At 72.8% G+C, this 24,622-nt stretch carries 22 protein-coding genes and 1 riboswitch; of the genes, 4 read left to right on the top strand and 18 right to left on the bottom strand.

What is annotated here, in order from left to right:
* The 4 genes from dapF to miaB form a co-directional block, all read right to left on the bottom strand.
* A partial coding sequence (gene dapF, locus ACR9ZK_RS11265) for a diaminopimelate epimerase (protein ID WP_481342003.1) occupies positions 1 to 592 on the bottom strand: 592 nt, incomplete at its 3' end.
* A 1-nt stretch (position 593) separates the two neighbouring features.
* Positions 594 to 1,577, bottom strand: a complete 984-nt coding sequence (miaA, locus tag ACR9ZK_RS11260; protein ID WP_481342002.1) for a tRNA (adenosine(37)-N6)-dimethylallyltransferase MiaA — start codon at positions 1,575 to 1,577, stop codon at positions 594 to 596.
* Positions 1,574 to 2,239, bottom strand: a complete 666-nt coding sequence (gene def / locus ACR9ZK_RS11255) for a peptide deformylase (protein WP_481342000.1) — start codon at positions 2,237 to 2,239, stop codon at positions 1,574 to 1,576. Before def ends, miaA begins: the two co-directional genes overlap by 4 nt.
* A gap of 49 nt (positions 2,240 to 2,288) precedes the next feature.
* Positions 2,289 to 3,806, bottom strand: coding sequence for a tRNA (N6-isopentenyl adenosine(37)-C2)-methylthiotransferase MiaB (miaB, locus tag ACR9ZK_RS11250; protein ID WP_481341999.1), 1,518 nt, complete (start codon positions 3,804 to 3,806; stop codon positions 2,289 to 2,291).
* Positions 3,807 to 4,029: 223 nt separating this feature from the next.
* Here miaB and ACR9ZK_RS11245 point away from each other — a divergent pair, with 223 nt between their 5' ends.
* Positions 4,030 to 4,635, top strand: coding sequence for a YceI family protein (locus ACR9ZK_RS11245; RefSeq protein WP_481341998.1), 606 nt, complete (start codon positions 4,030 to 4,032; stop codon positions 4,633 to 4,635).
* A gap of 142 nt (positions 4,636 to 4,777) precedes the next feature.
* Here the strand turns inward: ACR9ZK_RS11245 and ACR9ZK_RS11240 are convergent, their stop codons facing one another.
* The 4 genes from ACR9ZK_RS11240 to ACR9ZK_RS11225 form a co-directional block, all read right to left on the bottom strand.
* A complete protein-coding gene (locus tag ACR9ZK_RS11240; protein ID WP_481341997.1) occupies positions 4,778 to 5,557 on the bottom strand; it encodes a regulatory protein RecX in 780 nt (259 codons plus the stop codon).
* 2 nt (positions 5,558 to 5,559) lie between these two features.
* Positions 5,560 to 6,603, bottom strand: coding sequence for a recombinase RecA (recA, locus tag ACR9ZK_RS11235; RefSeq protein ID WP_481341996.1), 1,044 nt, complete (start codon positions 6,601 to 6,603; stop codon positions 5,560 to 5,562).
* 253 nt (positions 6,604 to 6,856) lie between these two features.
* Positions 6,857 to 7,390: an O-acetyl-ADP-ribose deacetylase gene (locus ACR9ZK_RS11230; protein ID WP_481341995.1), complete on the bottom strand. Its 534-nt coding sequence runs from the start codon at positions 7,388 to 7,390 to the stop codon at positions 6,857 to 6,859.
* On the bottom strand, positions 7,387 to 7,638 hold the full coding sequence (locus tag ACR9ZK_RS11225) for a DUF3046 domain-containing protein (RefSeq protein ID WP_481341994.1): 252 nt from the start codon (positions 7,636 to 7,638) through the stop codon (positions 7,387 to 7,389). Before ACR9ZK_RS11225 ends, ACR9ZK_RS11230 begins: the two co-directional genes overlap by 4 nt.
* A gap of 214 nt (positions 7,639 to 7,852) precedes the next feature.
* Between ACR9ZK_RS11225 and ACR9ZK_RS11220 the strand changes: the two genes are divergently transcribed.
* The gene (locus ACR9ZK_RS11220) at positions 7,853 to 9,436 is read left to right on the top strand and encodes a DUF3352 domain-containing protein (protein ID WP_481341993.1); all 1,584 of its coding nucleotides are present in this window, start codon (positions 7,853 to 7,855) and stop codon (positions 9,434 to 9,436) included.
* A gap of 137 nt (positions 9,437 to 9,573) precedes the next feature.
* Here the strand turns inward: ACR9ZK_RS11220 and ACR9ZK_RS11215 are convergent, their stop codons facing one another.
* From ACR9ZK_RS11215 to rimO, 6 genes are read right to left on the bottom strand one after another with little or no spacing between them, the layout of a single operon-like run.
* Positions 9,574 to 10,677 (bottom strand): mandelate racemase/muconate lactonizing enzyme family protein, encoded by a 1,104-nt coding sequence (locus tag ACR9ZK_RS11215; protein ID WP_481341992.1) that lies wholly within the window; start codon positions 10,675 to 10,677, stop codon positions 9,574 to 9,576.
* The gene (locus tag ACR9ZK_RS11210; protein ID WP_481341991.1) at positions 10,674 to 11,591 is read right to left on the bottom strand and encodes a serine hydrolase; all 918 of its coding nucleotides are present in this window, start codon (positions 11,589 to 11,591) and stop codon (positions 10,674 to 10,676) included. The genes ACR9ZK_RS11215 and ACR9ZK_RS11210 overlap by 4 nt, the downstream gene beginning before the upstream one ends.
* 17 nt (positions 11,592 to 11,608) lie before the next feature.
* Positions 11,609 to 11,911 carry a helix-turn-helix domain-containing protein gene (locus ACR9ZK_RS11205; protein ID WP_481341990.1) on the bottom strand — a complete coding sequence of 101 codons (303 nt, stop codon included), beginning with the start codon at positions 11,909 to 11,911 and terminating at the stop codon, positions 11,609 to 11,611.
* A gap of 42 nt (positions 11,912 to 11,953) precedes the next feature.
* On the bottom strand, positions 11,954 to 12,550 hold the full coding sequence (locus ACR9ZK_RS11200) for a CinA family protein (RefSeq protein WP_481341989.1): 597 nt from the start codon (positions 12,548 to 12,550) through the stop codon (positions 11,954 to 11,956).
* On the bottom strand, positions 12,543 to 13,280 hold the full coding sequence (gene pgsA / locus ACR9ZK_RS11195) for a CDP-diacylglycerol--glycerol-3-phosphate 3-phosphatidyltransferase (RefSeq protein WP_481341988.1): 738 nt from the start codon (positions 13,278 to 13,280) through the stop codon (positions 12,543 to 12,545). Before pgsA ends, ACR9ZK_RS11200 begins: the two co-directional genes overlap by 8 nt.
* On the bottom strand, positions 13,277 to 14,779 hold the full coding sequence (rimO, locus tag ACR9ZK_RS11190) for a 30S ribosomal protein S12 methylthiotransferase RimO (protein WP_481341987.1): 1,503 nt from the start codon (positions 14,777 to 14,779) through the stop codon (positions 13,277 to 13,279). Before rimO ends, pgsA begins: the two co-directional genes overlap by 4 nt.
* 37 nt (positions 14,780 to 14,816) lie before the next feature.
* On the opposite strand from rimO, the gene ACR9ZK_RS11185 reads away from it, so the two are divergent.
* Positions 14,817 to 16,088 carry a dipeptidase gene (locus tag ACR9ZK_RS11185; RefSeq protein WP_481341986.1) on the top strand — a complete coding sequence of 424 codons (1,272 nt, stop codon included), beginning with the start codon at positions 14,817 to 14,819 and terminating at the stop codon, positions 16,086 to 16,088.
* A gap of 30 nt (positions 16,089 to 16,118) precedes the next feature.
* Here ACR9ZK_RS11185 and ACR9ZK_RS11180 read toward each other — a convergent pair whose 3' ends face one another.
* Together ACR9ZK_RS11180 and ACR9ZK_RS11175 are read right to left on the bottom strand one after the other, a co-directional pair.
* Complete coding sequence (locus tag ACR9ZK_RS11180; protein WP_481341985.1) at positions 16,119 to 16,865, bottom strand: ion channel; 747 nt, start codon at positions 16,863 to 16,865, stop codon at positions 16,119 to 16,121.
* A 133-nt stretch (positions 16,866 to 16,998) separates the two neighbouring features.
* Complete coding sequence (locus ACR9ZK_RS11175; protein ID WP_481341984.1) at positions 16,999 to 19,902, bottom strand: FtsK/SpoIIIE family DNA translocase; 2,904 nt, start codon at positions 19,900 to 19,902, stop codon at positions 16,999 to 17,001.
* A 165-nt stretch (positions 19,903 to 20,067) separates the two neighbouring features.
* Positions 20,068 to 20,191: riboswitch (SAM riboswitch) on the top strand.
* A gap of 39 nt (positions 20,192 to 20,230) precedes the next feature.
* Here ACR9ZK_RS11175 and ACR9ZK_RS11170 point away from each other — a divergent pair.
* Positions 20,231 to 21,619 (top strand): aminotransferase class V-fold PLP-dependent enzyme, encoded by a 1,389-nt coding sequence (locus ACR9ZK_RS11170; protein ID WP_481341983.1) that lies wholly within the window; start codon positions 20,231 to 20,233, stop codon positions 21,617 to 21,619.
* Between the two features lie 181 nt (positions 21,620 to 21,800).
* On the opposite strand, the gene ACR9ZK_RS11165 is transcribed toward ACR9ZK_RS11170, so the two are convergent.
* Both ACR9ZK_RS11165 and ACR9ZK_RS11160 read right to left on the bottom strand, forming a co-directional pair.
* On the bottom strand, positions 21,801 to 22,907 hold the full coding sequence (locus ACR9ZK_RS11165) for an endonuclease/exonuclease/phosphatase family protein (RefSeq protein WP_481341982.1): 1,107 nt from the start codon (positions 22,905 to 22,907) through the stop codon (positions 21,801 to 21,803).
* A 6-nt stretch (positions 22,908 to 22,913) separates the two neighbouring features.
* Complete coding sequence (locus tag ACR9ZK_RS11160) at positions 22,914 to 24,593, bottom strand: ribonuclease J (protein ID WP_481341981.1); 1,680 nt, start codon at positions 24,591 to 24,593, stop codon at positions 22,914 to 22,916.
* Positions 24,594 to 24,622: the final 29 nt, after the last annotated feature.

Below are 24,622 nucleotides of genomic sequence, written 5' to 3'. Positions count from 1 at the left end.
TGACCCCCTCGCGCTGCTCCGGGTGGACCTCGGGAGCGGCGGTGAGGTCGAGCTGGTCGAGGTCGATGCCCTCGGGGAGCATGACGACGGCATGCGGGTTGCCGAGGTCGAGCGACAGAGCCGGGACCGGCTTGCCGTGGCGGGGACGGACCATGACGTCGAAACCGTCACGGCGGGCACCCTCCTCGTCGGAGAGCCGCCACGGCCCGAGGTCGACCGCGTAGCCCGTGTCGGTGACGCGGATGGTCTTGGTGCCGGCACGCGTGGCGATGCTCAGCTGCCGGCCGTGGGCGAGTCCCTCGCGGCGCAGGTACTCGGCGAAGACGCGGGTGCCGTTGCCGCACATCTCCGCGAGGGACCCGTCCGAGTTGCGGTAGTCCATGAACCACTCGGCATCGTCGGCCTGCGAGCGCACCGCGTCGTCGGTGGCGTACCGGGTGCGCACGACACGGATGACGCCGTCGGCGCCGAGCCCCGCGTGACGGTCGGCGATGCGCTGCACCTGCGCCGGGGTGAGCTCGAGGGTGCCGTCGAGGTCGGGAACGAGGACGAAGTCGTTCTCGGTGCCGTGGCCCTTGGTGAAGCGCGTCATGTCAGTCATTCTCCGGTACGGCAGGGACCGACGCGTCGTGGGCCCGGACTGCGGCGAGGGCGCGGTCGAGCAGGTCGGGAGCCTCGGCCTCCAGCCACACGATGCGCGGGTCGGCGCCGAACCAGGACGCCTGCCGGCGCGCGTAACGACGCGTCGCCTGGGCGGTGTCGAGCCGGGCCTGCTCCTCGGACAGGTCGCCGTCGAGAACGGCGATGGCCTGGCTGTACCCGATGGCGCGGCTCGCCGTGAACCCGTCGCGAAGCCCCGCTGCGAGCAGATGTTCGGTCTCCTGGCGCAGGCCCTGGTCCCACATCCGGTCGACGCGACGGCCGATCCGCTCGTCGAGCACGGCGCGGTCGAGGCGAAGCCCGAGAACGACTGCCGGAGTGACGTGCTCGCGCGCCGGCAGCGACGCGCTGAACGGTCGGCCGGTCAGCTCGACGACCTCGAGGGCCCGTACCACGCGGCGGACGTTCCCAGGCAGGATGCGCGCGGCCGCCTGCGGGTCGACGCCGCGGAGGCGGGCATGCATCGCCTCGCCTCCCTCGCGGTCGGCCTCCGCCTCGAGCCGGGCTCGGACGGCGGGGTCGGTGGGCGGGATGTCGAGCCGGTCGAGGGCCGCCCGGACGTAGAGCCCCGAGCCGCCGACGAGGAGGGGACGACGGCCTCGGGCACGGATGGCCGCGATGTCGGCCCGCGAGTTCCGTTGGTAGGCAGCGACACTCGCCTCCTCGGTCACATCGAGGACGTCGAGCTGGTGATGGGCGATGCCGCGACGCTCGGCGGGCGCGAGCTTCGCCGTACCGATGTCCATGCCGCGGTAGAGCTGCATGGCGTCCGCGTTGACAACCTCCCCCTCGAGCCGCTCGGCCAGGTCGAGCGCGAGGTCGGACTTGCCGGTCGCGGTGGCCCCCACGACGGCGACGACGGCGGGCAGCGCGGCGAGGGCACCGTCGGGACCGGCCGCGTCCGCCGGCCGGGTCACCCCGCCAGCTCGTCGTGCTCGCCGTGGCGGCCTGCGTGCACCTCGTGGCCCTCGTGGCCCTCGTGGCCCTCGGCGTCGAGGTCGGCCTCGTCGTGGCCGAAGGGGTCGGCGTCGACACCGGGCATCCACGAGTGCCCCGGCGTGCCCCAGCCGTTGCGGCGCACGGCCTTCTTCGCCCTCTTGGACTGGCGCTCGTCCAGGCGGTCGACGTACAGCGTGCCGTTGAGGTGGTCGTACTCGTGCTGCATGCAGCGGGCGAACCAGCCCGTGGCGTCGAACTCGACGCGGTTGCCCTCGACGTCGAACCCGACGACGTGGGCTCGCTCGGCCCGCCGCAGCGGGAACGACTCACCCGGCACCGACAGGCAGCCCTCGGTCTCCTCGTGCGGGTCGGGGCGGCCCGGCGGCACCTTCGAGGTGGTCACCGTCGGGTTGACGACGTGGCCCGACTCGGGGACCCCGTCGTCGTTCGGCATCTTCCAGACGAACACCCGCAGACCGACGCCGACCTGCGGGGCGGCAAGGCCCACACCGTTGGCCGCGACGTTCGTCTCGTGCATGTCCTCGACCAGCGTCCGCAGGTCGTCGTCGAACTCGGTCACGAGGGCGGCAGAGCGGTGGAGCACGGGCTCGCCGCTGATGACGATCGGGCGCACGGTCATGGGCCCAAGTCAAGCACGCCGACCGGCTCGCGCCCGAACCGGCCGGAGGTCAGGGGGCGGCGCAGGCGGGAGCGCTCGGAGCGGTCGCGGCGGGGCGTCCGATGCCCGGCATCCCGAGGGTCACAGCCGGCTTGCGCGGGCCGGTCGGCGCGTCCTGGAGCGCGGCCCACGCGTCGCCACCCGGCGTGCGGCGCACCCGGTACGCGCCACCCGTGACGGCCGAGTCGGCGACGAGGTGGTGGGGCGCCCCGTACGTGACCCCGACCGTGACGAGGTCGCCCGGGCGCGGCACCTCGGCCCCACCGGCGAGGGCGAAGTGGACCAGACGGTTGTCGCGGGCCCGGCCGGACAGGCGCTTGGTCGCGGAGTCCTTGCGCCCCTCGGACGGCGCGACGAGGACCTCGACCTCCCGTCCCTCCAGGCGGCGGTTCTCCGCCCACGACACCTCCTCCTGGAGGGCGATGAGCCGGTCGAAGCGCTCCTGCACGACCTCCTTGGGCACCTGGCCCTCCATCGTCGCCGCCGGGGTCCCGGGCCGGATCGAGTACTGGAAGGTGAAGGCGCTGGAGAACCGCGCCTCGCGCACGACGTCGAGGGTGCCCTGGAAGTCTGCCTCGGTCTCGCCGGGAAAGCCGACGATGATGTCGGTGGTGATCGCGGCGTCGGGGATCCGGTCACGCACCTGGTCGAGGATGCCGAGGAACCTGGCGCTGCGGTAGGAGCGACGCATCCGGCGCAGCACGTCGTCGGAGCCCGACTGCAGCGGCATGTGCAGGCTCGGCATGACGTTCGGCGTCTCGGCCATGGCCGAGATGACGTCGTCGGTGAAGGCGGCCGGGTGCGGGCTGGTGAACCGCACGCGTTCGAGGCCCTCGATGTCACCGCACGCGCGCAGCAGCTTGCCGAACGCGAGCCGGTCCCCGAACTCGACGCCGTAGGTGTTGACGTTCTGCCCGAGCAGGGTCACCTCCACGACGCCCTGGACCACGAGTGCCTCGATCTCGGCGAGGATCTCACCGGGACGCCGGTCCTGCTCCTTGCCCCGCAGGCTCGGCACGATGCAGAAGGTGCAGGTGTTGTTGCACCCGACCGAGATCGACACCCAACCGCTGTAGGCGGAGTCGCGGCGCGTGGGGAGGGTGGACGGGAACACCTCGAGGCTCTCGAGGATCTCGACCTGGGCCTTGCGGTTGTGGGCTGCCCGGTCGAGCAGTGCCGGCAGCGAGCCGATGTTGTGGGTCCCGAAGACCACGTCGACCCACGGGGCGCGTTCGACGATGGCGCCTCGGTCCTTCTGGGCCATGCACCCGCCGACGGCGATCTGCAGGTCAGGGTTCTTCTGCTTGGCGGGGCGCAGCTGCCCGAGGTTGCCGTAGAGCTTGTTGTCGGCGTTCTCGCGGACGGCACACGTGTTGAAGACGACGACGTCGGCCACCTCCGGCCGCTCCCCCGCGGGAAGGCTGGCGAGGTCGACGTAGCCCGCGGTCTCGAGGAGGCCCGCGAGGCGCTCGCTGTCGTGGACATTCATCTGGCACCCGTGGGTGCGCACGTCATAGGTCTTCGGCATCGTCCTTCTCCGTCAGTCCGCCGGGCGCGCGGTGGCGTGCGGGCCGCGTCTAGGGTACGGCGTCCCGCGCCCCCGTCCGACGGCTCAACAGGACGTCGGCCTCCCATCACCCTACGGCGGAATAACCGGACCACGGTCCGAGTTTGAACCAATGCTTGACAGTTCAACGAGATCAGTGCAGACTGTCGTTGAACATTCAATCATCTACTCCGAAGGACTCATCATGGGACTGTTCAACCGCACCGCCGAGGCCCCCGCGGCCGAGACCACCTCCGTCGCCGTCGCCGACATCACCGGCGACTACACGCTGGACCCGAGCCACACGCGCATCGGCTTCTCGGCGCGCCACGCCATGGTCACCAAGGTGCGCGGCCAGTTCGAGGAGTTCGAGGGCAGCGCCCACGTCGACACCGCCACCCCGTCCAACTCGTCGGTCACCGTCACCATCAAGGCGGCGAGCGTGACCACCGGCAACGAGCAGCGCGACGGCCACCTGCGCACCCCAGACTTCTTCGACATCGAGAACCACCCCGAGATCACCTTCGTCTCGACGCGCGTCGAGCGCGACGGCGCCGAGTGGGAGATCACCGGTGACCTCACCATCAACGGGGTGACGAAGTCCGTCACGATCCCCTTCGAGGAGACGGGCTCGGCCAAGGACCCGTTCGGCAACACCCGCGTCGGCTTCGAGGGCGGCGTCACCATCGACCGCACCGAGTGGAACCTGTCGTTCAACGCGGCGCTCGAGACCGGTGGCGTCCTCGTCAGCGAGAAGGTCAAGCTCGAGTTCGACATCTCGGCGATCGCCGTGGTGCCGTCGCAGGCGTGACCTGCACCTGAACCCGGCCGCACCGGCCACCCCACGAAGGGCGAGGACCGCAGGGTCCCCGCCCTTCGTCGTGCCCTCGGGTCCATCCCGTCGGCACCGGGACCTTCCTGCTGCCGGTCCGCGGCCGGCGTGACGGGGCGGGTCAGTCTCGCTGGTGCTCCTCGGCGAGGTTGACCGCATCGCGCACGACCGGCCACGCGATCTCCCCGGAGTAGCCCTTGCGGGCCAGCATGGCTGCCAGCCGGCGGGCCTGCACGTCGGGCGCGAGCCCGTGCATAGTGCGCAGCTTCTTGGCCACGAGGTCCTCGGCCCTGGCCCGCTCGTCGTCGGCGTCGATCTGGCCGAGCGCCTCCTCGGCGACGTCCTGGTCGATGCCCTGCTTGCGCAGCTCGTGGGCGAGGGCCTTGCGGGCCAGACCTCGTGCCGCCTGCTTGGAGCGAACGAGCATCTCGGCGTAGGCCTCGTCGTCCACGAGCCCCACCTCGGTCATGCGGTCGAGGACCCGGGTCGCCACCGAGTCGTCGCAGCCGCGGTCCCGCAGCTTTCGCTCCAGCTGGGCCCGGCTGCGGGGCGCCATGCTCAGCTGTCGCAGGACGATCGCGCGCGCGACCGACTCGGGGTCGGCCTCGGGCGCGTGCGTCGTCGGGTCGGGCGGGGGTGGTGGCGTGCCACGCCTCCCCCGCCGAGAGGGACCGGGCGCGCGGCGGCCTCCCGGCTCGAGCTCGGGATCTCGGCGGGGCGACCCGTCGCCCCAGGGTCCCGGCTCGCCCCAGAGCCTGGGGTTGCCCGAGCCGGCCGGAGCAGGCGCCCCGGACAGGCCCTCGGCCTCGGCCAGGATCCGCGCGGCCCGGGCCAGCCGTTCCTCGACCGACGGGTCGAGGCCGGCTGACGACCGGTCCGGACGGCGAGCTCCGGAGCTCACGATCAGAAGTCGACCGGGACGTCCGCGACCTCGGCCGGCTGGTCCACACGCGGGCCGACGCCGAGCTTCTCCTTGACCTTCTTCTCGATCTCGTCGGCGAGGTCGGGGTTGTCCTTGAGGAAGTTGCGGGCGTTCTCCTTGCCCTGGCCGAGCTGGTCGCCCTCGTAGGTGTACCAGGCCCCGGCCTTGCGGATGAAGCCGTGCTCGACCCCCATGTCGATGAGTCCACCCTCGCGCGAGATGCCCAGGCCGTAGAGGATGTCGAACTCCGCCTGCTTGAACGGCGGCGACACCTTGTTCTTGACGACCTTGACACGGGTGCGGTTGCCGACCGGCTCGGTGCCGTCCTTGAGGGTCTCGATGCGACGCACGTCGAGACGCACCGACGCGTAGAACTTCAGCGCCTTTCCACCGGTGGTCGTCTCGGGCGAGCCGAACATGACGCCGATCTTCTCGCGCAGCTGGTTGATGAAGATCGCGGTCGTGCCCGTCGAGTTCAGCGCACCGGTGAGCTTGCGCAGCGCCTGGCTCATGAGGCGGGCCTGCAGGCCGACGTGGCTGTCGCCCATCTCACCCTCGATCTCGGCGCGCGGCACGAGGGCGGCGACGGAGTCGATGACGATGATGTCGAGCGCGCCGGAGCGGATGAGCATGTCGGCGATCTCGAGCGCCTGCTCACCGGTGTCGGGCTGGGAGACGAGCAGGGCGTCGGTGTCGACGCCGAGCTTCTTGGCGTACTCGGGGTCGAGCGCGTGCTCGGCGTCGATGAAGGCCGCTATGCCGCCGGCGCGCTGCGCGTTGGCGACCGCGTGCAGGGCCACGGTCGTCTTGCCGGAGGACTCCGGGCCGTAGATCTCGACGATGCGCCCACGCGGGAGGCCGCCGATGCCGAGCGCGACGTCGAGGGCGATCGACCCCGTGGGGATGATCTCGATCGGCGGTCGGACGTCGTCGCCGAGGCGCATCACCGCACCCTTGCCGTAGCTCTTCTCGATCTGACCCATCACCGAGGCGAGGGCCTTGTCCTTGTCCATCACCGATGCCATGTGGGTGGCCACCTATCTGCCGTCTGCGCTGCGGTCGTCTGCCTTCGACCCTGAACGACGGCGTTCGTGAGTTCCGTTGTCGGGTCAGACGTTAGGTGCCGGCGCCGACATCGGAGTTCACCACGAGACGGCCTGTGGACGATGCCATGGACGACACCGGACCTGTGGACAACAGTACCGAACACGTGTTCGAGACCGGGAAGCGACACGCCGCCGCCGTGGCCGACCGCTCGATCAGCGCACCCGCCGAGGGTCAGGCCTCCCCGGCCTCGGCGAGCGCCGCCTCGAAGGCGGCGTGGACCTGGTCCGAGAAGAGCCAGAAGCGCGCCTCCCGGACGGCCGGGAACGCGGCGAGAGCGTCCGCGAGCGTCGTCACGGCGACGCGGGCCGCCGCGTCGGGGGGGTAGCCGTAGACGCCGCACGAGATGGCCGGGAACGCGACGACGGCGCACGACGCCTGGGCCGCGAGCTCCACCGACCGGCGGTAGCAGGACGCGAGCAGCTCCGGCTCCCCCGCCCCGCCGCCGCGCCACACCGGACCCACGGTGTGGATGACGTGGCGGACCGGCAGCCGCCCCGCACCGGTGATCTTGGCGTCGCCGGTCGCGCACCCGCCGAGGAGCCGGCACTCGGCGAGCAGCTCAGGACCGGCTGCGCGGTGGATCGCGCCGTCGACGCCCCCACCGCCGAGGAGCGAGGAGTTCGCCGCGTTGACGATGGCGTCGGCTCCGGCGTCGGTCGTGATGTCCCCACGCCTCAGGGTGATCCGGCCGCGCGGGGCGCTCACGGGCCGGCCACCTGGCCGCCCTGCGCGCCACGGGCCACGCGGTCGTCGCGGCCGAGGCGTCGGGACTCGGGCACGTCCATGTCGTCGCAGATCGCCTCCCAGACGCGGCGTGGCGGTTCGCCGTCGGCGAGCGCCTCGTCGACGGACCGGCCGCCGAGCGAGCCGATGACGTGGTCGCGGGCGAGCGACCTCGCGTACCCCTCGCCGAACTCGTCCTCCATCAGGGTCCAGAAGTGACTCATCCGCACGCCTGCCAGTCTGCCACCCGGCGCAGCCGTGCCCGACCCGCTGCGGTCGTCCCTCGTCGCCGACGCCTCCACGCGGCGTCGGGAGCCGGCCCGGGACGCCTCCGGTCACGACCGCGTCGCAGGATCGCCGAACCGGACATGGCCGTCCTCACCAGGCGATATCGTCGCTGCGCGGCGCCAGTGCCGGCACACCATCCTCAGGGGAGCACTTCACATGTCCGACTCGACGTACCGACCTTCGGGAGACACGCAGGTCACCCAGCCCTACACGTATCCCGTCGCCGGCGACCTGGTCGGGTCCACGGCCACCGAGGGCGTCGCCCTCTCGGACGAGCCGGCGGCGCCGGGCGTCGCTCGCCGCAGGCGTACCGGTCTGCTCGCCGGCGGCCTCGCCGCGGTGGTGCTGCTCGGCGGCGCCGGGGTCTTCGCGGCCCAGCAGCTGGGCGGGGGCGGCTCGCAGCCCGCGGACGTGCTGCCCGGTGACGCGTACGCCTACCTCCGCCTCGACATCGACCCCTCCGCCGGGCAGAAGGTCGCCGCGGTCCGCTTCCTCGGCAAGGTCCCGCAGATCCAGAACACCCTCGGGAGCGGCGACCCCCGCAAGAAGCTCTGGGACCTCGCCGCCCACGACTCGCGCGACGCGTGCATGAAGACGTTCCGCTACGACACCGACATCGCGCCGTGGCTCGGCGACCGCGTCGGCCTGGCGCTGCGGCCCGGTGGCACGAAGGACAAGCCGAACCTCGCCGTGGCGATCCAGGTCAGGGACGAGGACGCCGCGCGCACGACGCTGGACCGGCTCCGGACCTGCGGCGCCAGCGGGGCCGACACCGACCTGCGCGTCAAGGACGGCTACGCCATCCTCACCCCGGGTGGGCTCGGCGACGCGACGCTCGCGGCGACCGCGAAGGGCAGTCTCGCGCAGAACGCGACCTTCGCCGGCGACATGTCGGCGCTCGGCGAGCAGGGCGTGGCGTCGGCGTGGGTCGACATGGGCCTCGGCCTGCCCGAGCTGCAGAAGCTCGGCGGCAGCCTCGGGCCCACCGCCGTGCCGGGTGGCAAGGGCCGCTTGGCCGCCGCCCTGCGCTTCGACGCCGACTACGTCGAGCTGGCCGGTGTCGTCCGGGGCGCCGACGCGTCGGGGACGGCCAAGGGCGATGGCACGGAGCTGGCCAACCTGCCGGCCAACACGATGGCCGCCCTGCAGGTGTCCGGCGCGGACCAGTCGATCGACGCCGCGTGGCCGAACCTGAAGAAGCAGCTCCACGGTGCCGCACGCGGCGGCCAGGGCGACGTCCTCGCGATGGTGCAGCAGGGGCTCGGCGTCAAGCTACCCGCCGACCTCAAGGCGCTCCTCGGTCGCTCCTTCACGCTCTCGGTGCCCGGCCAGGACCTCACCTCGGCAGCCCCGACGATCGGCGCCAAGATCATCTCGAGCGACGCCAAGCGGGCCGACGCGGTCATCACCCGCCTGCTCCGCTCCGCGGGCGGGGCCCCCGCCCTGACCCACCGGGTCGTCGGCGACAAGGTGTACGTGGCGACGACGTCCGACTACGCCGACGACCTCCAGGCCGGTGGGCGCCTCGGCGACAGCGAGGCCTTCACGCAGGCCGTCGGTGACGTCAGCGGGTCCAACGTCGCCGTGTTCCTCGACCTCGACAAGCTCGAGAAGCTCTACCTCAGCGGCGTCCACGGTCAGGAGAAGACCTTCCTCGAGTCGCTCAAGGCAGTTGGTCTGAACGCCAGGCAGACCGGCGCCGGTGAGGGCGCGTTCACGTTCCGCGTCGTCGGCAACTGAACGCCGCCGCCCGGCACGTCCCACGGGGCGGCACGGCTGCATGACGGGCACGGCCGGCACGACCGCTGCGACGCCAGCGGTCGCCCGTCCGGACGAACGAGGGACCCCGCCCCGGCGGGGTCCCTCGTCGCACGGGCTCAGGCGCGGGCGAGCCCCGTCACGCCGGACCCGGGGGCGTCGGGCAGGCGGATCTCGTTGCCGCAGTACCGGATACCGCCCTCGACCGGCGAGGCGACCGACCACCAGGCGGCATCGAGGTCGCTGACCTCCGTCGTCGGCTCGGCAGCGACGAGCGAGGCCGCCGCACCGACTCCGACGTGCGACTCCATCATCGAACCGACGATGGTGCGCAGCCCGGCGTCGTGCGCCCGGCGCAGCATGTCGCGGCCGACCGCGAGCGACCCGCACTTGGCGAGCTTGACGTTGACGAGGTCTGCGGCGCCGAGCCGGATGATGCGCTCGAGGTCGTAGGGGCCGAAGCACGACTCGTCGGCCATGACCGGCAGGCCGACGCGCTCGCGGACCCACGCCAGTCCCTCGACGTCGTCCGCCACGACGGGCTGCTCGACGAACTCGACGCCGAGGTCTGCCACCTCGAGGGCGCGGATGACCCGCACGGCCTCCTCGCGCGTCCAGCCCTGGTTGGCGTCCAGACGGATCGCGACGTCGGGCCCGGCCGCGTCGCGGACCGAGGCCACTCGCTGGACGTCGGTGTCGGCGTCCGTCCCGACCTTCATCTTCAGCGTGCGGAACCCGTCGGCGACCCGGGCCCGGGCGGTGTCGGCGAGGTCGGCCGCGCTCCCGGCCGACAGCGTGACGTCGGTGACGAGCACGGGCTCCGGGACGCGTCGACCCTCGGCGAGCAGCGCCGCCACCGAGACGCCCTCGGCCCGCGCGAGGACGTCGTGCAGGGCGGAGTCCAAGGCCGCCTTCGCGCCGAAGTTGCGCGCCACCGTGCGCGCGACGGTCCGGCCGAGCGCGGCGAGGTCGCCGCGGTCGTCGAGCGGGCGGCCCGTGACCGCGGGCGCGAGCATCTGCTCGAGGCAGGCCGTCGCGCCGGCGAGGGACTCACCGGTCACCTGCCACACCTGTGGGGCCTCACCCCAGCCGACCCTGCCGTCGCTGTCGGTGACGCGCACGAGGACGGTGTCGACGGTCTCGGTCCGGCGCAGTGCCGTGACGAAGGGCGTGTGCAGCGGCACCGACGACGTGGTCGTCTCGACGCGGAGGACGGTGGTCATGCGGTGACCTCCGTGACATCGGTGGCCGCCGTCCTCCCGGTCGCCGCGGGGCGGTCCGGGGACGTGACGTCGGCCGTGGGGTGGGTGGTCGCCCACACCGCGCGGGCGATGTCGGCGACGAGCGCGGCGGCCTCGGACTCGCCGAGGTCGACCGTCGTGCAGACGGCCAGCACGAACGGCGCCTCGCCCACGGGCCGCACGAGGGCGACGTCGTGCGAGACCCCCGGGAGCCACCCCGACTTGCTTGCAGTGGGTGTGCCGGGCGGCAGTCCGGCCGGTACCTGGTCGAGGTGGTGCTGGCGAGACAGCATCGCCTCGACCGGCGCCAGGACGGCCTCGCCGCCGAGCGCGGGCTCCCGCCGCCCGACGGCCGCCATCAGGGCTCCGAGGTCGGCCGCCGTGACCGTGTTCGTGATGCCGGCCGCGCGGGCGGCCGCGTCCTCGATGCCGCGCGCGACGACGGTCGAGGGGGAGCAACCGGCCAGGCCCAGCACCTCGGCCACCTCGTCGAGGCCGACGACGTCAAGGAGCAGGTTGGTCGCGAGGTTCCCCGAGTGGGTGATCGCGTGCTCGGCGAGCTCGCCCAGCGTCCGGGTCCCGCCGAGCGCCGCCCACGTGTCCGGGTCCTGGTCGTCCGACTCGTCCATGGTGAAGGGGGATCCGTCGAGGACGGAGGCGAACGAGCTGTGCACCGCGTGCGGGGCCTCGAGGTCGAGCTCACCCCGCACGACGCGTCGCAGGGCCGCCACGACGAGCGGCATCTTCATCGTCGAGGCCGCATAGTGCGGCACGTCGGCGTCGTGCGACCAGCGTCGGCGACCGTCGAGGTCGCCCAGCCACACGGACACGGCCGCACCGTCGGGAGCGCCGAGCCGGGTCAGCCGTGACTCGAGGTCCGTGAAGGTCGTGGGCACCCTCGCACGGTAGACGATCAGGCCGCGGAGGCCGACACCACCTCGCCGGCAGGGACGGGCAGGCGGACGGTCGTGGCCAGGCCCTCGCTCTCGGCCATCCGCGCGGACACGTCGATGAGCACCTGGGACAGCGGCGTGTCGAGCGCACCGCAGATGGACGCGAGCAGCTCGGAGGACGCCTCCTTCTCACCGCGCTCCACCTCGGAGAGGTAGCCGAGTGACACCGATGCCGTTGCCGAGACCTCCCGGAGCGTGCGGCCCTGGGCGCGGCGGCGCTCGCGCAGGACGTCACCGAGCTCGCGTCGCAACAGTGTCGTCATGCCGCCCTCCTCCAAGGTCGTCGTGTCGTCGGGGTCGAGTGCTCAGTCGTCGGCGGCAGGAGCTCCGGGTGCCGACAGGCCTACCGTACCGCGAGGGTCGGTCACCGGTGCAGCGGTTCCCCGCGTGGCGCGAGTCTCCTCCAGGGCCAGGGCGAGGACCCCGGCCACCGTGCCGGAGCGCACCTGCGCCCTGGTCCCCTTCAACCGCAGCGACCGCGTCGCTGTTCCCGCGGGGCCCGCCACCGCCACGTGGACCGTGCCGGCGGGCTTGCCCTCGGCGGGTCCGGGACCGGCCACCCCGGTGGTGGCCACACCCCACGTGGCGCCCAGCCGCTCACGTACGCCCCGGGCCATCGCGGCCGCGACGTCGGCGTCGACGGTGCCGACCCGGTCCAGCAGGTCGTGCGGGACGCCGAGCAGCGCCGTCTTGAGGTCGGCCGCGTAGGCGACGACGCCACCACGGAGCACGTTCGAGGCGCCCGGGGTGTCGGCCACCGTCGCCGCGACGAGTCCCGCAGTGAGGGACTCCGCGCAGGCCAGGGTCTGCCGCGCCTCGGTCAGCTCGGCGACGAGTGCCGCACCGGCGGCCCCGATGTCGGCGGCATCAGCGGCCGGGACGGCGTCGGCGTCGTCACTCACGGTGCGGCGTCCGCTCCTCCGGGCGGCCCGGTGCAGCGGCCGCTCCGGCGGCACCCGCACCCCCTGCACCACCGGCCGCCTCGGCGCGACGCGCCGCGCGGGCCTCGCGCCGCAGCCGGGTGCGCTCGCTCGTCTCGCGCAGGCGCGCGGCCTTGAACACGTAGTCCACACCGGACAGCACCGTCATGACGGTGGCCGCGCCGAGCACGACGTAGGCGACGGTGGTCCAGACCTCGCCGAGCGGGAGCACCCAGAGGGGGAAGGTCAACGCACCGAGCGACAGCGTCTGGAGCATCGTCTTGAGCTTGCCCCCACGCCCGGCCGGCATGACGCCGTGACGGATGACGACGAAGCGCAGGACCGTGATGCCGATCTCGCGGACGAGGATGACGACGGTGACCCACCACCACACGACGCCGAGCAGCGACAGCCCGATGAAGGCCGTGCCCGTGAGCGCCTTGTCGGCGATGGGGTCGGCGACCTTGCCGAAGTTGGTGATCTCACCACGGCGTCTGGCCAGCTTGCCGTCGAGGCCGTCGGTGACCGCCGCGACCGCGAAGACGACCCAGGCCCAGAACCGCCACCACGGTTCGTGGCCACCGTCCTGGAACAGGGCGAAGGCGTAGACCGGCACGAGGAGGAACCGGAGCACCGTCAGGGCGTTCGGCAGGTTCCAGTCGGTCGGTCGAGGGTTCGGACCCTCCCCTCGGTGGAAGGTGGTCGGCGTCATCGCGGCTCCGCGACGAGGTCGATCCCCTCGGTGTCGACGACGACGGCCGGCACCAGGTCGCCGACGGCGGGCACGGGGGCCCCGTCGGCGAGGCGGAGGACGGTGACGCCGTCGACGTCCGGTCCCTGGAACGCGGCCCGGCCGACCGGCGCGCCGTCGTCGTCGAGCTCCTCGACGAGCACGTCGACGACCTCGCCGACCCGCTCCTCGGCCCGCTGGGCGTTGAGCTCCTCGACGAGGCGGGTGACGCGGTCGAGGCGCTCGGCGACGACGGCCGGGTCGACCTTGTCGCTGTACCCCTCGGCCTCGGTGCCGTCCTCGTCGGAGTAGCCGAAGACGCCGACGACGTCGAGGCGCGCCTCGACGAGGAAGGCCTCGAGCTCCGCGAGGTCCGTCTCGGTCTCGCCGGGGAACCCGACGATGACGTTGCACCGGATGCCAGCCTCCGGGGCGTCCGCGCGGATCCGCGCGAGCAGGTCGAGGAAGGCCTCGCGCGATCCGAACCGCCGCATCCGCCGCAGCAGCGGCTCGGACGCATGCTGGAAGGAGATGTCGTAGTACGGGACGACGCCTGGTGTCTCGGCCATGGCGCGCAGGAGTCCCGGGCGGATCTCGGCCGGCTGGAGGTAGGAGACGCGGACCCGCTCGATGCCCTCGATCGCCGTCAGCTCCGGCAGCAGCTTCTCGAGCAGGCCGAGGTCGCCGAGGTCCTTGCCGTAGGAGGTCGAGTTCTCGGAGACGAGGAACAGCTCGCGGACGCCACGAGCCGCGAGCCAGCGCGCCTCGGTGACGACGTCCGTGGGGCGACGGGAGACGAACGCGCCGCGGAACATCGGGATGGCGCAGAAGGAGCAGCGTCGGTCGCAGCCGGAGGCGATCTTGAGCGGCGCCCAGGGGCGGCCGTCGAGGCGGGCGCGTACGACGCGCGGCCCGCTGGCCGGCACGGGGACGGCGTCTTCGGTCGGGAGCGGCTGCGTCGACCCGGCGGGCGCTGACGCAGCAGGGACGGACGCGTCGCCGTGGCCCGGCAGCGCGACCGTCGTGACGCCCGCCTGGCGTGCGACGGGCGACAGCGGCAGGAGGGCACGCCGGTCGCCCGGCGCGTGGCTCTCGACGTGGCCACCCGCGAGCAGGGTGCGCAGGTGCACGCTCATGTCGCGGTAGGAGTCGAAGCCGAGCACCGCGTCGGCCTCGGGCAGCTGGTCGGCCAGCTGCTTGCCGTACCGCTCGGCGAGGCAGCCGACCGCGACGACCTTCTGGGTGCGCCCGTGCTCCTTGAGGTCGCTGGCCTCGAGGAGCGCGTCGATGGAGTCCTTCTTGGCCTGCTCGACGAACCCGCACGTGTTGACGACCGCGACGTCGGCCTGCGACGCGTCGTCGACGAGCCGCCACCCCTCCGCGAGCAGGCGCCCCGCGAGCTCCTCGCTGTCGACCTCGTTGCGGGTGCAGCCGAGGGTGACGAGGGCGACGCTGCGCTCGGTGGGATGGGGAGGGGCCATGCGTCCACTCTAGATGGCGGGGTGTTCAATGTCGGACATGCTCGGAGCCGACGGCCAGCGCCCCACGACCGGCGACCCCGACATCGCCGACACCCCCGACAGCCGCGCCGGGACGCATGAGCAGGCGCTCGCCCGGGCGCGTCGGCTGCTCGCCGAGCATCCCCTCCTCGACGGCCACAACGACCTGCCCTGGGCCGCCCGGGAGCTGACGCGGTACGACTTCGAGGCGCTCGACCTGTCGGCTCGGGTGACGAGCACCCGGACCGACATCCCGCGGCTGCGCGAGGGCGGTGTCGGGGCACAGTTCTGGTCCGTCTTCGTGCCGAGCACCCTGCAGGGCGACGCCGCCGTCGTCGCGACCCTCGAGCAGGTCGACGCCGTGCACCGCATGGTGGCCACGTGGCCGGGTGAGCTCGCCCTGGCCCTGACCGCCGACGACGTCGACGCCGCCCGCGCCAGTGGCCACATCGCCTCCCTGCTCGGTGCCGAGGGCGGGCACTCCATCGGCTCGTCCCTCGCGGCCCTGCGCGCCCTCCACACGCTCGGCGTCCGGTACCTGACGCTGACCCACAACGACAACACGCCCTGGGCCGACTCGGCGACCGACGAGCCGGCCGTCGGCGGACTCACCGCCTTCGGCCGCGAGGTGGTCCGCGAGATGAACCGGCTCGGCATGCTCGTCGACCTGAGCCACGTCGCCGCCACGACGATGCGCGCCGCCCTGGCCACCACGGAGGCGCCCGTCGTCTTCAGCCACTCCTCGGCGCTCGCGCTCTGCGACACGCCCCGCAACGTTCCGGACGACGTCCTCGCGACGCTGCCGGCCACCGGCGGGGTCTGCATGGTGACCTTCGTGCCCGAGTTCGTCTCCCCCGACACCGCTGCCTGGCGGGTCGAGGCCGCGGCGGCCGCCGCGGAGGTCGGGGTGGACGCGAAGGACTGGGAGGCGTTCGGCCGCTTCACGGCCACCTGGGTCCGCGAGCACCCCAAGCCGGACGCCACGGTGGCCCAGGTCGCCGACCACGTCGAGCACGTCCGCGAGGTGGCCGGGATCGAGCACGTCGGGATCGGGGGCGACTACGACGGCACGGACACCTTCCCGCTCGGGCTCGCGGACGTCAGCGGCTACCCGACGCTCGTCGCCGAGCTCCTGCAGCGGCGGTGGTCCGGGGACGAGGTGGCCCGGCTGGTGCGTGGCAATGCGCTGCGGGTGCTCCGGGACGCCGAGGCGGTCGCCCGCGACCTGCAGGCGGCTCGCCCGCCCGCCATCGCCACCATCGAGGAGCTCGACGGGCCGCCGGCATCCTGACCCGGCGCGCCGGGTCAGGACGGGCGAGCGTCAGCGGCGGAAGCGGGCGATGGTGAGCCCGACCAGGCGGGCGACGACGAGCGCGACGTAGAGCATCCCGGTGATCTGCTGGAGCAGGACGAACGCGCGCGCGTGCGGCTCCACGGCGTAGATGTCCGACAAGCCCGTCGAGGTCATCGTCGTGATGGACAGGTAGAGCAGCTCGAACCACGTGCGGGTCCCGGGCACGCCGGTCTCGCCGTAGATCGTGAACGAGTGCGGCCAGACGATCTGGATCGCCAGGTAGAGGTACGCGAAGCCCCACGCGACGACGGTGAAGGTCGCCCCGGTGGCGTAGAGCTCGTCGCGGGTCACCCAGTTGTCGGCGAACATGTACCGCAGCAGGCCGTAGCCGGTGTACATGTAGAAGAGCGCATGCAGCATGCTGCTCCAGAGGGCGACAGCCTGGTTGTCGGGCCAGATCGCCTCGCCGACCGTCAGGAAGACGACCGGGCCACCGAGGAGCAGGGCCACCCACGTCAGCGCCGGCGTCGCCCGCACCGCGCGCACGGCGAGGAAGAGCACGACGAGGCCGATGAGACCGAAGACCGCGCGCGCCGCCTCCTGGACGTCGCCCGACCGCGTCTCGATGAAGGGATAGGCGAGCAGCGCGGCCAGCTGCGCGAAGAGCAGGAGCGCGCACGGCAGGTCGGACAGCTTGCGGCGGAAGCGGTCCCACCGGTTCGGTGGACCGACGCGACGCGGCGTCGACGGCCAGAGCTCGAGCGAGGCACTCACCTCCCGGAGCCTAGTCGCGACGACGTCCCGACGGCGGCAGGCGGCAGTGGGCAGGCGGCAGGCGCGGTCGGCGGGCTCCAGACGCGTCTCGACGCGTTCCGACGCACCCCGACGCGCCCCGACGCGTCGGCGGTCAGTAGCGCTCGCGACCGCCGCGGTCGGTCAGCTGCCAGGCGTCCTCCGACTCCTCGTCGTCCTCGTCGACGGTCGGCGTCAGCTGACCGGGCGTCCATGCCGCCGTCGGCACGGCCGTCGTCTCCTCCTCCGCCTGACGCCGCTCGCCGCGCTCGGCGACGATCGCGGCCGTGCGCTGTGGGGCGACGTCGTCCGGCAGGCCGGCCGTCAGGTCCGACGTGTCGAGCTCGACCGGCGGCGGGGCGTAGGGCTGGTCGTCCTCCGGGACGAGGTCCTCGTCGTCGACCGCGACGGCAGCGGGCACGTCCTCACCGCGCAGCAGCGCGAGCGTCTGCGGCAGGTCGTCGGGGCGCACGAGCACGTCGCGCGCCTTGGACCCCTCGCTCGGGCCGACGATGCCGCGGGACTCGAGCAGGTCCATGAGCCGGCCGGCCTTGGCGAAGCCAACGCGCAGCTTGCGCTGCAGCATCGAGGTGGACCCGAACTGCGTCGTGATGACGAGCTCGGCAGCCTGGAGCAGGACGTCGAGGTCGTCGCCGATGTCGTCGTCGATCTGCTTCTTGGGCGCCGCGACGGTGACGTCCTCGACGTAGTTCGGCTTGAGCTGGGTCGTGACGAACTTGACGACCTCGTGGATCTCCGACTCGTTGACCCACGCACCCTGCACCCGCATCGGCTTGCTCGCGCCCATCGGCAGGAAGAGGGCGTCGCCCTGGCCGATGAGCTTCTCGGCGCCCGGCTGGTCGAGCACGACGCGCGAGTCCGCGAGCGAGGACGTGGCGAAGGCCATGCGGCTCGGCACGTTGGCCTTGATGAGGCCGGTGACGACGTCGACCGACGGGCGCTGCGTGGCGAGGACGAGGTGGATGCCGGCGGCCCGCGCCAGCTGCGTGATGCGCACGACCGACTCCTCGACGTCGCGCGGGGCGACCATCATGAGGTCGGCGAGCTCGTCGACGACGACGAGCAGGTACGGGTAGGTGGTGATCTGCCGCTCCGAGCCGGGCAGCGGCTTGACCTTGCCGGCGCGGACCGCCTTGTTGAAGTCGTCGACGTGCTTGAACCCGAACGCCGCGAGGTCGTCGTAGCGCTGGTCCATCTCCTTGACGACCCACTGGAGGGCCTCCGCGGCCTTCTTCGGGTTGGTGATGATCGGCGTGATGAGGTGCGGGATGCCTTCGTACGCGGTCAGCTCCACGCGCTTGGGGTCGACGAGGATGAGGCGGACCTCCTCCGGCGTCGAGCGCATGAGGATCGAGGTGATCATCGAGTTGACGAAGCTCGACTTGCCCGAGCCGGTGGCGCCGGCCACGAGCAGGTGGGGCATCTTGGCCAGGTTGGCGATGACGTAGGCGCCCTCGACGTCCTTGCCGACGCCCATGACCATGGGGTGCTCGTTGCTGCGCGCGGTCTGGCTGCGCAGGACGTCGCCGAGCGCGACGTTCTCGCGGTCGGTGTTGGGGATCTCGATGCCGATGGCCGACTTGCCGGGGATCGGGCTGAGGATCCGCACGTCGGCCGAGGCGACGGCGTACGCGATGTTCTTGCTCAGCGCTGTGACGCGCTCGACCTTGGTGCCCGAGCCGAGCTCGACCTCGTAGCGGGTCACCGTCGGGCCGCGGGTGAAGCCGGTGACCGCGGCGTCGATGTCGAACTGCTCGAAGACGTTCGTCAGGGACTCGACGACGGCGTCGTTCGTCTCGCTGCGCGTCTTGTGCGGCGACCCCGGCTTGAGCATCGCCTGGTCGGGCAGGCGGTAGGTGATGTCCCCACCGAGGCTCAGCTGCTCGACGCGCGACGGCATCTCGGACATCGGCGGCGGCACGAGCTCGGCCTTGGGTCCGACCTTGCTCGTGTCGGGGGCCCCGTGGGTCTTCGGGTCCGTGGCGTCGATCACCTTCTCGCCGCTCGGTCGCGGTGCGAGGAGGCCGGGCGCGGTCGGACGTTTCTCGCCCGGGCGCAGCCGCTTGGTGGGGGCGTCGTCGGCCTCCTTCTGCGCCGCCTGGCGGAACGCCTCGTCGCCGTCGCGCTCGGACAGGTCGACGGGCTTGCGGCGGGCCCGCTTGAGCGCGGCCGCCGGGGCGTCGGCCTCCGCCCCGTCCCCGGCGTCGGCCCCGTGGGGATGCGTGCCGCGGTCGATGACGAGCGCCTTGAGCTGGCGCAGGCGGGTCGGGACCATGTTGACCGGCGTCGCCGTGATGACGAGCAGGCCGAAGACGCCGAGGAGCACGAGCAGGACGGTCGCCCCGTAGGTGGAGACGGCCGCGGCGAGCGGGCTCGAGGCGAGGAAGCCGATGATGCCCCCGGCGGCGCGCATGCCGTCGGCCCCGTCGGGCGGGTTGGGGATGCCGTCGGCGAGGTGCGACAGGCCGCACGCGGCGAACGTCAGGGTGATCGTGCCGACGACGATGCGGTTGGTCGCGGCCTCGTCCTGGGGGGCGCGCAGCATCCGCAGGCCGAGGGCCAGCAGCACGAGCGGGACGGCGTACGCGACCCGCCCGAAGGTGCCGGCGAAGACGGCGTGGACGACCTGGCCGAAGGTGCCCGAGACGCCCCACCACTCGCGGGCCGCGACGACGACGGCGAGGGCGATGAGGGCGAAGCCGATGCCGTCGCGCTTGTGCTCGGGCTCGAGGTCGGCCGCGCTGTGCCCGACCCGGCGCACCGCGCCACCGGCCAGGTGCGAGACGCCCATCCACGTGTTGCGCACCGCGTTGAGGGGGAACGGCAGGCCGCCGCCCCGCGTCTTCGTCGGCCCCTTGGACTGGCCCCTGCGGGCAGCGGCCGGCTTGCGCTGTGCGGGACGGGTCGAGCGGGCCGCCGGCGGGCGCGACGACGAGCCCTTCGCGCGCGCGGCCGCCGCGGGGCTCGTTCGCTGGCTGGTGGACGGACGTGTCGCCATGGTCGCACCGTACGCCAGCGTCCCTCTCAACTCACGCGTCACACGCGCACCACGACCGATTCGCCGGACCGTGGCCGCGGGCGCGAGTCGGTGCCGTCTCAGATTCCGACACCGTGGGCCCGCTGGGTGGACACCCGGACAGGCCGGCGCCTATGGTCTTCGCCAGGTCAAGAGTGTCAGCGACAAGCCCCGGCTCGCTGGCCAGCAACCCTCCTCCGCGGTGGGGTGCTCCGGGTGACGACCAGGCCGTCCTCGGCTGGTTTCTCCTCGAGGTCGGCAAGCGCGGACCTGCACCGGGTGGGTCCCTGGACTCGCGAGGAGCACTGCCATGTCGGCCCTTCCCACCACGACGACCCTCTGCGGCGGCGGCCCCGCCCCGGTCGTCCGCACCCGAGCCCTCCGCGTCGTCGCCGAGGGCGAGGCCCTGCCGCGTGTCGTCGGCGCGGACCTGCGCGTGCCCACGACCCGGGGCGAGGTGGCCTACGCCAACCTCGACCACGCGGCGTCGACCCCCGCCCTCCAGACCGTGAAGGACGCCGTCGACCGCGCCCTCGAGACGTACTCGTCGGTGCACCGCGGTGCCGGCTTCGCCTCGCGGCTGACGAGCGCCTGGTACGAGCAGGCGCGTGAGGAGGTGGCCCGGTTCGTCGGCGCCCGCGAGGACGACCAGGTCGTCTTCACCCGCACGACCACCGACTCGTGGTCGGTGCTCGCCCACGCCCTGCCGAGCCGCGCCGTGGTCTTCGTATTCGGCAGCGAGCACCACTCGACGCTGTTGCCCTGGGGTCGTTCGCGCACGGTGCGCCTGCCGATCCCCCAGAGCACCGACGACGCGCTCGACCTGCTCGACGAGGCCCTCGCCGAGCACCCGGGCCGGCACCGCCTCGTGGTGCTGACGGCGGCGTCCAACGTCACCGGTGAGGTGTGGCCGGTGGAGCGCTTCGCCCGTCTCGCCCACGAGCACGGCGCCCGGATCGCCGTCGACGCCGCGCAGCTGTCCGCGCACCGCCGCATCGACCTCGCGGCGTGGGACGCCGACTGGGTGGCCTTCTCCGGCCACAAGACCTACGCCCCCTTCGGTGCCGGCGTGCTCGCCGGGCGTCGTGACTGGCTCGACGCCGGCGCACCCTACCTGCCCGGCGGCGGCGCGACCCGGACGGTCACCGAGACGGCCACGGAGTGGGCCACGGGCCCGGCGCGCCACGAGGGCGGCAGCCCCAACGTCATCGGCGCCATCGCCCTCGCGGCGGCCTGTTCGACGATCGAACGCCACCGCGCCGCCATCGAGGCCCACGAGGAGGCGCTGCTCGAGCGGCTGCGCACCGGCCTCGAGGCGGTCCCGGGCGTCGAGGTGCTCTCGATCTTCGGCGACGACCACGACCGGGTCGGTGTCCTCGCCTTCACGGTGTCCGGCTTCGACCCCTCGCTCGTGTCGCAGGTGCTCTCGGTCGAGCACGGCATCGGTGTGCGCGACGGCAAGTTCTGTGCGCACCTGCTCGTCGACGAGCTGCTCGAGGACCCGTGGGGCGAGCGTCCCCAGACCGCGGTGCGCGCCAGCGTCGGGCTCGGCAGCACGGCCGAGGGCGTGGAGCGTCTCGTCTCGGCGGTGGCCGCGCTCGTGGGCGAAGGGCCGTCGCGGACGTGGACCCGGACGGCCGCCGGGTGGACGGTCGAGGGCACGGATCCCCGCGACGTCGAGGTCGAGCGCCCCTGGTGAACCGGGCCGGGTCTCTCGCCCCCTGACCCCCCGTCACCCCGCAACACACCGAACAGCTGCCAGGTCGGTCCGGGAATACCAGGGACCACCTGGCAGCTGCTCGGTGTGTTTGCGATCCCGCGGCGAGACGGGCGGTGGCGGTCGGGCGGGGTCGGGCGCGGTCGGGCGGTCCGTCGGGGGGTCAGCGCTCGGCGCGCAGGGCGTAGGACGCCCAGACGGCGGCGTGGTCGGTCCGGTTCACCGCGACCTGACCCGCGTCCACGACGGCCAGTCCGCGGCTCAGCTGATGGTCCAGGTCGACGTACGGCGGGATGCGCCGCCCCTCGAACGGCCAGGTGCGCACCCAGCCTCGGCCCGCAGCCGCCTGGGCGTCGGTCAGCCCGGTCGCGAGCCGCCGGAACACCGGGTGGCCCGACGAGGCGTTGAAGTCGCCGGCGAGGACGAGCGGTCGGTCGGTCGGCTGCGCGTGCACCCACGTCGCGAGCGAGACCAGGGCCGCGTGCCAGTCGTCGGTGCGGTCGGGCAACGGCGGCGGCGGGTGCACGGCCCGAAGCCGCACGGTGCCGGCCGGCGTCGTGACGTCGACGTCCGGCTGGAGGCTGTCACCGGCCGGGCTGACGCCGTCGGCACGCTCGCTCAGGGGGTACCTCGAGAGCACGAGCGTCCCGACGACACCATCGCGCGCCCGACCGACGCGTTGCGGGAAGAATGCGCGCGCACCGGCGTCGTCGAGGTCGGTCTCGGACTCCGGCGTCGCCTCGACCAGGACGAGCACGTCGACCGAGTGCAGCCGCACGGCGTCCATCAGCTGACGCGAGTTGGCTTGTCCCTCATGGAGGTTCGCCGACATGACGGTCAGGTCGGTGTCGGCCGTGGCGTGCACGCTCGAGGACCACGCCGGGGCCGCGACGACGAGCCCCACGACCGCGACCGCGACGATCGGCACCGACACGGACCAGCGACGCAGGAGGAGCGCGGCCGCCGCGAGCAGCAGGAGAGCGACGACGGCGAGGGGACCCGCCGTCTGGAGCACGACGACCGGGTAGAACGTCGAGTCCAGCCCGCGCAGGGCCACGACGGCGAGCAGAAGCACCAGGACCGCCAGCAGCGCCCGGTCCGCGACACGCTCCCACCGCCGGCGGGACCCAGCGTCCTGCGGCGGGTCGGCGCTCTCCTCCGAGGGATCGGCGGCGACCTCCGCCGGGTCGGCGGCGACCTCCGCCGGGTCGGCGGCGACCTCCGCCGGGTCGCGGGCGACCTCCGCCGGGTCCTCGACGTGTTCGGCCACGCCGCGTCAGGCCTGCAGGACGACGGGGATGATCATCGGGCGACGGCGGATCTTGCCGCCGACCCACGAACCCACCGCACGCCGGACGATCTGCTGCAGCTGCTGGTCGTCGCGCACCCCGTTGGCGACGGCCTCCTCGATCGCGCGCTCGACCTTCGGGATGACCTGCTGGAAGATCTCGTCGTCCTCGACGAAGCCGCGCGCCGTGATCTGGGGGCCGCTCGCGATCTTGCCGGTGGCCGAGTCGATGACGACGATGCAGGAGATGAAGCCCTCGTCGCGCAGGATCCGGCGGTCCTTGAGCAGCGCCTCGTCGGCCCCACCGACGCTGCTGCCGTCGACGTAGACGTACCCGCAGTCGACGACGCCGACGACGGACGCCTTGCCCTCCACGAGGTCGACGACGACGCCGTCCTCGGCGAGGACGACGTGGTCCTCGGGGACTCCGGTCTGCATCGCGAGCCGCGAGTTGGCCCACATGTGTCGCCACTCGCCGTGGACCGGCATGACGTTGCGCGGCTTGACGATGTTGTAGCAGTAGAGCAGCTCGCCGGCGCTGGCGTGGCCCGAGACGTGCACCTTGGCGTTGCCCTTGTGCACGACGTGGGCGCCGAGACGCATGAGGCCGTTGATGATGCGGTAGACGGCGTTCTCGTTGCCGGGGATGAGGCTGCTGGCGAGCAGCACGGTGTCGCCGGGGCCCACGTCGATGCGGTGCTCGCGGTTGGCCATCCGGGACAGGGCCGCCATCGGCTCGCCCTGCGAGCCGGTGCAGATGAGGACGACCTCGTCGTCGGGCAGGTTGTCGAGCTTCTTGAGGTCGACGAGGATGCCGTCGGGCACCTTGAGGTAGCCGAGCTCGGCCGCGATGCCCATGTTGCGGATCATCGACCGCCCCACCATGGCGACCTTGCGGCCGGCCTTCTCCGCGGCGTCGAGCACCTGCTGGACGCGGTGCACGTGGCTGCTGAAGCAGGCGACGATGATGCGCCGCTCGGCGTGACGGAACACCTTGTCGATGGCGGGGGCGATCTCCAGCTCGGGCGTGGTGAACCCCGGCACGTCGGCGTTGGTCGAGTCGGTGAGGAAGAGGTCGACGCCCTCCTCGCCGAGCCGGGCGAAGGCGCGCAGGTCCGTGAGCCGGCCGTCCAGCGGCAGCTGGTCCATCTTGAAGTCACCGGTGTGCAGGAGCGTGCCAGCCTCGGTCCGCACGAAGACGGCGAGCGCGTCGGGGATCGAGTGGTTGACGGCGACGAACTCGAGGTCGAACACGCCGAGCTGCTCGCGCTGCCCCTCCCGGACCGCCATCGTGAACGGCTTGATGCGGTGCTCCCTCAGCTTGGCCTCGACGAGCGCGAGGGTGAGCGTGGAGCCGATGAGCGGGATGTCGCCCTTGAGCTTCAGAAGGTAGGGGACGGCGCCGATGTGGTCCTCGTGGCCGTGCGTGAGGACGATGGCCTCGATGTCGTCGAGCCGGTCCTCGATGTAGGTGAAGTCCGGGAGGATGAGGTCGACGCCCGGGTGGTGGTCCTCGGGGAAGAGGACGCCGCAGTCGATGACGAGCAGGCGGCCCTTCGTCTCCAGGACGGCCATGTTGCGGCCGACCTCGCCGAGACCACCGAGCGCGACGACCCGCAGGCCGTTGTCGGGGAGGGCGGGGGGTGCGGTCCTGTCTCTTCTACACACCTGACGCTGCCGACGACGGAGAGAATGTC

Source organism: Monashia sp. HAY1-5C (assembly GCF_056755255.1).
The sequence above is the reverse complement of the archived record's forward strand: the minus strand, read 5'-3'. Positions and strand labels throughout refer to the sequence as shown.

What these genes read in the sequence shown, in the direction of transcription:
- pgsA (WP_481341988.1), bottom strand. Translation starts at nt 13,280, where the DNA reads ATGACGCCGACCACCTTCCACCGAGGGGAGGGTCCGAACCCTCGACCG.
- def (WP_481342000.1), bottom strand. Translation starts at nt 2,239, where the DNA reads ATGACCGTGCGCCCGATCGTCATCAGCGGCGAGCCCGTGCTCCACCGC.
- ACR9ZK_RS11170 (WP_481341983.1), top strand. Translation starts at nt 20,231, where the DNA reads ATGTCGGCCCTTCCCACCACGACGACCCTCTGCGGCGGCGGCCCCGCC.
- ACR9ZK_RS11245 (WP_481341998.1), top strand. Translation starts at nt 4,030, where the DNA reads ATGGGACTGTTCAACCGCACCGCCGAGGCCCCCGCGGCCGAGACCACC.
- ACR9ZK_RS11215 (WP_481341992.1), bottom strand. Translation starts at nt 10,677, where the DNA reads ATGACCACCGTCCTCCGCGTCGAGACGACCACGTCGTCGGTGCCGCTG.
- ACR9ZK_RS11205 (WP_481341990.1), bottom strand. Translation starts at nt 11,911, where the DNA reads ATGACGACACTGTTGCGACGCGAGCTCGGTGACGTCCTGCGCGAGCGC.
- recA (WP_481341996.1), bottom strand. Translation starts at nt 6,603, where the DNA reads ATGGCATCGGTGATGGACAAGGACAAGGCCCTCGCCTCGGTGATGGGT.
- miaB (WP_481341999.1), bottom strand. Translation starts at nt 3,806, where the DNA reads ATGCCGAAGACCTATGACGTGCGCACCCACGGGTGCCAGATGAATGTC.
- ACR9ZK_RS11175 (WP_481341984.1), bottom strand. Translation starts at nt 19,902, where the DNA reads ATGGCGACACGTCCGTCCACCAGCCAGCGAACGAGCCCCGCGGCGGCC.
- rimO (WP_481341987.1), bottom strand. Translation starts at nt 14,779, where the DNA reads ATGGCCCCTCCCCATCCCACCGAGCGCAGCGTCGCCCTCGTCACCCTC.
- ACR9ZK_RS11220 (WP_481341993.1), top strand. Translation starts at nt 7,853, where the DNA reads ATGTCCGACTCGACGTACCGACCTTCGGGAGACACGCAGGTCACCCAG.
- ACR9ZK_RS11185 (WP_481341986.1), top strand. Translation starts at nt 14,817, where the DNA reads ATGCTCGGAGCCGACGGCCAGCGCCCCACGACCGGCGACCCCGACATC.